Origin of the sequence: Micromonospora sp. DT15, from assembly GCF_049841475.1 — a bacterium.
In the GTDB taxonomy this organism is placed as follows: Bacteria; Actinomycetota; Actinomycetes; order Mycobacteriales; family Micromonosporaceae; genus Micromonospora.
The window spans coordinates 440216-446358 of the sequence record NZ_JBNCKJ010000005.1 but is presented as its reverse complement, the minus strand read 5'-3'; the positions used below and the strand labels follow the sequence as shown (position 1 = coordinate 446358).

At 71.8% G+C, this 6143-nt stretch carries 5 protein-coding genes; 2 read left to right on the top strand and 3 right to left on the bottom strand.

From position 1 onward, the window contains the following. Positions 1–259: 259 nt before the first annotated feature. Together ACLQ3F_RS14575 and ACLQ3F_RS14570 are read left to right on the top strand one after the other, a co-directional pair. Positions 260–1372 carry a TOMM precursor leader peptide-binding protein gene (locus tag ACLQ3F_RS14575; protein ID WP_425849252.1) on the top strand — a complete coding sequence of 371 codons (1113 nt, stop codon included), beginning with the start codon at positions 260–262 and terminating at the stop codon, positions 1370–1372. Beyond that, on the top strand, positions 1369–2715 hold the full coding sequence (locus ACLQ3F_RS14570) for an ABC1 kinase family protein (protein WP_357204777.1): 1347 nt from the start codon (positions 1369–1371) through the stop codon (positions 2713–2715). The genes ACLQ3F_RS14575 and ACLQ3F_RS14570 overlap by 4 nt, the downstream gene beginning before the upstream one ends. Positions 2716–3055: 340 nt before the next feature. Here ACLQ3F_RS14570 and ACLQ3F_RS14565 read toward each other — a convergent pair whose 3' ends face one another. The 3 genes from ACLQ3F_RS14565 to ACLQ3F_RS14555 form a co-directional block, all read right to left on the bottom strand. After that, entirely contained in the window at positions 3056–3421 is a 366-nt protein-coding gene (locus ACLQ3F_RS14565; protein ID WP_030490434.1) for a WhiB family transcriptional regulator, read from the bottom strand. 130 nt (positions 3422–3551) lie between these two features. Then, positions 3552–3767: a hypothetical protein gene (locus ACLQ3F_RS14560; protein WP_393220773.1), complete on the bottom strand. Its 216-nt coding sequence runs from the start codon at positions 3765–3767 to the stop codon at positions 3552–3554. 154 nt (positions 3768–3921) lie between these two features. Further along, the gene (locus ACLQ3F_RS14555) at positions 3922–6087 is read right to left on the bottom strand and encodes an ATP-dependent DNA helicase UvrD2 (RefSeq protein ID WP_425849250.1); all 2166 of its coding nucleotides are present in this window, start codon (positions 6085–6087) and stop codon (positions 3922–3924) included. Positions 6088–6143: the final 56 nt, after the last annotated feature.

The window sequence follows — 6143 nt, the reverse complement described above, 5'->3', positions numbered from 1 at the left end:
AAACTCTTAACCGTCTGCGGGGTCTGGCCTTGTGTTTCCCCCCCGGGTTTGCGGGGGGGGGGGGGGCCGGGGGCCCCCCCCACCCCCGTCGCCAGGTCGGGAGTGGTGACACCGCTGCGGTAGCCCTGTCGGGTGGCCGACAACAGGCGGGAAGGGCTGTGGAAAACTCGTGAAATCCTGTGGATAGCGCTGGATAGCGGCCTGGCCGCCTGTGGACAACGATCGACCGAACGCGAAGATGCGGTCACGATTCGTGACCATGAGCCGCACCGTACTGCCCCGCCCCACCCTGCTGCCCGGCCTCAACCGGCTCTGGCGGGACCGACACACCCTCCAACTCGGCGTCGGCCCCGGGCCGGCCGCCCTACTGGAGTTGGCCAACCCCCGCGCCGCCCACCTGCTCGACCTGCTCGACGGCACCCGCAGCGAGCGGGCCGTGCTGATCCAGGCGGCTTCCGCCCAGGTCAGCGCCGACGACGCGCGTACCCTGCTCGACACCCTGCGGGCCGCCGGCCTGTTGGTGGCCGCGCACAGCCTGCTCCCCCGCGACCTGACCGGCCCGGTCCGCGCCCGGCTCGCGGCGGAGGCCGGCGCGCTGGCCCTGGCCGCCGCCCGACTGCCCGGCACCCCCGCGCAGGTCCTGCGTAGGCGGCGGGCGGCCCGCGTCCTGCTCACCGGTGCCGGGGCGCTCGGCGGGCCGCTGACCGTGGCACTGGCCCAGTCCGGCGTGGGGCAGGTGATTCCCCAGCTCACCGGCTCGGTACGCCCCGTCGATCTGATCGGCACGGGCATTCCCGCCGCCGAACTGGGTCGGCCGCTCGCACCGGCGGTGCGGGCCGCGGTCAACCGCGTCGCACCCGGCACCGTCACCCGTCCGACCCGCGCCGGGCGGATCGACCTGGTGATCCAGCTCGGCACGGACCGGCCCCCGGCGCTGCTGGCCGCCGGTCTCGCCCAGCGTCGGCAGCCGCACCTGCTGGTCACACTGCGCGAGGGCGTACCGGTGATCGGGCCGTTGGTCCGCCCACCCGCCGGGCCCTGCCTGCACTGCGTCGAGCTGCACCGGGCCGACCGCGACCCGGACTGGCCCCGGCTCGCCGCGCAACTCGCCGCCGCCGACCCAGTGGCCGCCGCAACGACCGGCACGCTGCTCGTCGCCTGCGGGTACGCCCTGGCCGAGGCGCTGACCCAGCTGGACGGCGGCCACCCGGAGACGCTGGGCAGCGCCATGGAGATCACCGGTGCCGGCCGTTTCCGTCGTCGGGGCTGGCCGCCACACCCGGCGTGTGCGTGCTCGCGAGGGCGAGTGTCCGCACCAGCCCAGCCGCAGAGCAGCAGCGGGGCCCTCCGGTCGGTAACAATGACCGGGTGACCGACATCCCGCGCCGCGCCGTGTCCCGCACCGCCAAGCTCGCCGCCCTGCCGCTCGGCTTCGCCGGCCGGACCGTTCTCGGGATGGGCAAGCGCGTCACCGGGCTGGCCTCCGACGTGATCTCCGCGGAGATTCAGCAGCGCACCGCCGAGCAGCTGTTCAGCGTGCTGGGCCAGCTCAAGGGCGGGGCGATGAAGTTCGGCCAGGCGCTGTCGGTCTTCGAGGCCGCCTTGCCGGAGGAGATCGCCGCGCCCTACCGGCAGGCGCTGACGAAGCTGCAGGAGGCGGCGCCACCACTGCCGGCCGCCAGCGTGCACAAGGTGCTGGCCGAGCAGCTCGGCCCCGACTGGCGGGACCTGTTCGTCGAGTTCAACGACGTCCCGGCCGCCGCCGCGAGCATCGGTCAGGTGCACCGGGCGCGGTGGCGCGAGCCGGGCGTCGACGAGTCGGGCGAACCGAACAGCCGCGACGTGGCGGTCAAGATCCAATATCCGGGGGCCGGCGACGCCCTGCTCGCCGACCTCAAGCAGCTCTCCCGACTGGGCGGAATGTTCCGGGCCATCCAGCCCGGCCTGGACGTCAAGCCGCTCCTGGCCGAGCTTCGCGAACGGATCACCGAGGAGTTGGACTACGAGCTGGAGGCCGAGTCGCAGCGCACCTTCGCCGCCGCGTACGCCGACGACCCGGAGATCTACATCCCCGAGGTGATCAATGCCTCGCCCCGAGTGCTGGTCACCGAATGGGTGACCGGCACCCCGCTGGCCGACATCATCCGCGAAGGCACCGAGGAGGATCGGGACGAGGCGGGTCGGTTGATGGCCACCCTGCACCTCTCCGCGCCGCAACGGGCCGGGCTGCTGCACGCCGACCCGCACCCGGGAAACTTCCGGCTGCTGCCCGACGGTCGACTCGGGGTGATCGACTTCGGTGCGGTGGCCCGGATGCCGGAGGGCACCCCGGAGCCGATCGGTCGTATCGCCGCGACGGCGCTGCGCGGCGACGCCGACGAGGTCGTGGCGGGGCTGCGGTCGGAGGGGTTCATCGGCTCGGCCGAGGAGATCGACGCCGAGGGTGTGCTCGACTTCATCCGCCCCATGCTGGAGCCAATAGCGGCGGACGGCTTCCGGTTCACCCGGGCCTGGCTACGGGCCGAGGCGGGTCGACTGGCCAGCCCTCGCTCCCCCACGTACCAGCTGAGCAGGCAGCTCAACCTGCCACCGTCGTACCTGCTGATCCACCGGGTGACGCTCGGGTCGATCGGGGTGCTCTGTCAGTTGGAGGCGAAGGCGCCGTACCGAAGCATCCTGGAGCGCTGGCTGCCCGGTTTCGCCCCGGTCGCCTGACCGTCGAGGCCCGGGGCGGCTGATCACGTCGAGGCCCGGGCGGCTGATCACATGGGGAAGGGCGGGTGCCAGTCGGCACCCGCCCTTCTGCGTCGGGTGGTACTAGAGAACGCCCAGGTCGCGGGCCGCCTGGTTGCGGCTGGTCATGGCGACGGTACGGGCGGATCGGGTTGCCTCAGTGCTCGTGGTGGTACGACCGGCCTGAGGCCGACGCATTCGAGCCCGGGACAACGCTTCGTGGAGTAGTTGCATCTCAAAGGCTCCACTCGGAACGTTCAACATCGTTTTCTCACTCACTGCCGGTGTGCCACCGGCGTAGTTGGAACGGGTCGGGAACATGTCAGGCTGCCAGCCGGACCGCGCCACGCACCTCAGACAGCCCACTGGCCGCCAGGCGCGCCTCGGCCTCGACCCGAAGCTCGGCGTCACGGGCGACGTCCTCCTTGCGCGGACGGCCACGGGGCCGCTTACGCGGGACAACCGCGCCACGCTCAAAGATCTCGCCGCCCCAGACGCCCCACGGCTCCGCTCGCTCAACGGCTCCAGCCAGGCATTCGACACGCAGCGGGCAGTCCCCGCAGAGTGACTTGGCCAGCTCAAGCTCGGTGGGCGAGTCGGAGAACCACAGGTCGGGGTCGAACTTCCGGCAGGGCAGGTTCGCCTCCATCTCGACGCTCATGTCGAGGGGGGCCAACGCCAGACTCATCTCCCGGTCACCTCTCTCTCACTTCGATCTCGTGGATCGCATTCCGACGTACTTACGGCGGGCAAAAAACTGAGGCCGCGGATCCCGGTAAGCGGGTTCCGCGGCCTCGAGGTGAGCCGGAGTCTGATGGTCAGACCGGTTTACCTCGAGGTGGAACGCCGCGGACATCCATGCGCTTCTTGGCGACCTGGATGCCATTGCCCGTGAAGCCACTGGTCCCCTCGACTCCAGCGGGCGCGACGGTCAGGGTCAGCTCGGCCTGAACCTGGTGCACCTGTGGAACCGACGGTCGTGCAGCCGCAAGGGCCACCCGGACAGCCGACAGCGGAGCGCAGACAGACGGCATCGCCGCCAGACGCTCATAGGTGAAGATCTTCACGGTGCCACCTCCCTCACGTTCCTCGAATCGACCTGGACCGACCTCGTGAGCAGCCGGAATGGCGCCGCTCGCGTGGTGTGTCCTGAGGCTATTCCTCGCGCCGGGGCGAGGGCAAACGAATTTACGACGAGATTTCGAAAGTTTTCTCTGGGCAGACATCGTCCACCCCGGCGCCGGCTACGAGGGCCAGCACCGACTCCCCGTAGAGGCCCAGCTTGCGAGGACCGATACCGGCGATGGCGATCAGCTCCTCCGACCGGCCCGGTCGCCGCTCGGCCAGGGCGACAAGCGTCGCGTCGGTGAAGACCACGTAGGCCGGGACCTTCTGCGCACCGGCCACCCGCTGCCGCCACTCGCGCAGCCGTTCGTGCAGCTCATCGTCTATGTCGGACGGGCAGGTGGGGCAGCGGCCGAGCTTGCGGTCCGGGCCGGCGAGCAGGGTCGCGCCGCAGATCCGGCAGGAGACGATCTGGGTTCGCCGACGCTCGGGACCGCGGGCCGGACCGGTGCCGCCGGTCGCCCGTTCCGTGCCGCCGGTGCGGTCCAGTTGGGGCAGGAACCGCGACGGCCGCCGGGCCCGTCCGCCCGGCGAACGCGCCGCGGCGTACGACAGCCAGAGCCATTCCCGGGCGCGGGTGATCCCGACGTAGAGCAGCCGGCGCTCCTCCTCGACCTGTTCGACGGTTTTGGCGTAGGTGGTGGGCAGGGTGCCCTCGGCGAGGCCGACCAGGAAGACGGCGTCCCACTCCAACCCCTTGGCCGAGTGCAGGGACGCCAGCGTCACGCCGTCCACCGTCGGCACGTGCTGCTGGGCGGCCCGGCGCGCCAACTCCTCGGTGAAGTCGGTGAGGGTGACCGGGCGCTCCACCGAGGCGGCCTCGCCGATCGGCACGACCTCGGGGGTGGCCGCGTACTCCTCGGCGAGCTGGACCAGCGCGGACAGCGCCTCCCATCGCTCGCGGGCGGCGCCGCCGGCCGGGGGCGCGTCCGGGGCCCAGCCGACGGCGGTGAGCGCCTCGACGACGGCGGCCGGCAGCGGTGTCTCCCCCGGGATCGAGCGGGTGGACGCCCGCAGCGCCACCATCGCCTGGCGCACCTCGGTCCGTTCGAAGAACCGCTCAGCGCCCTGCACGACGTACGGCACCTCGGCCTCGGTCAGCGCCTTCTCGTACGCCTCGGACTGCGCGTTGACGCGGAACAGCACGGCGATCTCCTTCGCCGGTGTGCCCGCGTCGATCAGCGACCGGCAGCGCGCGGCCACCGCGTTCGCCTCGGCCGGCTCGTCGGTGAAGATCCGCAGGTCCGGCTCGGGGCCGGGTGGGCGTTGCCCGCTCAACTCCAGCCGCAGGCGCGCCTCGGTGCCCCGGGCTTGGGAGATCACCGCGTTGGCCAGCCCGACCACCTGCGGGGTGGAGCGGTAGTCACGGACCAGCCGGACCACTGTGGCGTTGCGGTGCCGTCGGGGAAAGTCGACCAGGTACGCCGAGGTCGCCCCGGTGAACGAGTAGATCGTCTGGCTGGCGTCGCCGACCACGGTCAGGTCGTTGCGGCCGGCCAACCAGGCGTCCAGCAACCGCTGCTGGAGTGGGTTGACGTCCTGGTACTCGTCGACCACGAAGTGCCGGTACTGGCTGCGGACCTGCTCGCCGACGTCCGGGTGCTCCTCGATGCCCCACACCGCGGCCCGCAGCATGTCCTCGAAGTCGATCACGCCGTTCGACCGTTTGAGCTGCTCATACGCGGTGAACACGTCGGCGACCTTCGTCGGCTCGTGCGGTGTGTCGCGCAGGGCCCGGGCAGCGGCCACCACGTATTCGGTCGGCTCGACCAGCGACGACTTCGCCCACTCGATCTCGCCGGCCAGGTCGCGGGCGGCGGCCCGGTCGGTACGCAGGCCGACCCGCGCGGCGGCGAGGGTGACCAGTCGTACCTTGCTGTCCAGCAGTTCGGGCATGGCGCGGCCGGACAGCAGCCGGGGGGCGAAGTACCGCACCTGGCGCAGCGCGGCCGCGTGGAACGTCCGCGCCTGGACACCCTGCGCCCCGAGCAGAGTGAGACGGTGTCGCATCTCGGCGGCGGCCCGGGCGGTGAAGGTGACAGCGAGCACGTGGCGGGGGGAGATCTCCCCGGAGAGAGCCCGGTGGGCGATTCGGGAGGTGACCGCCCGGGTCTTGCCGGTGCCGGCCCCGGCCAGGATGCAGACCGGGCCCGCAGGTGCGGTCACGGCGGCGCGTTGCTCCGGGTCCAGCCCGGCGAGCACCTGTTCCGACGCTGAGTGAACCACCACAACCAGGAATCATCTCAGCTCCTCCCAGCGTTGCAGCGAACAGCCTCGGCTTGATC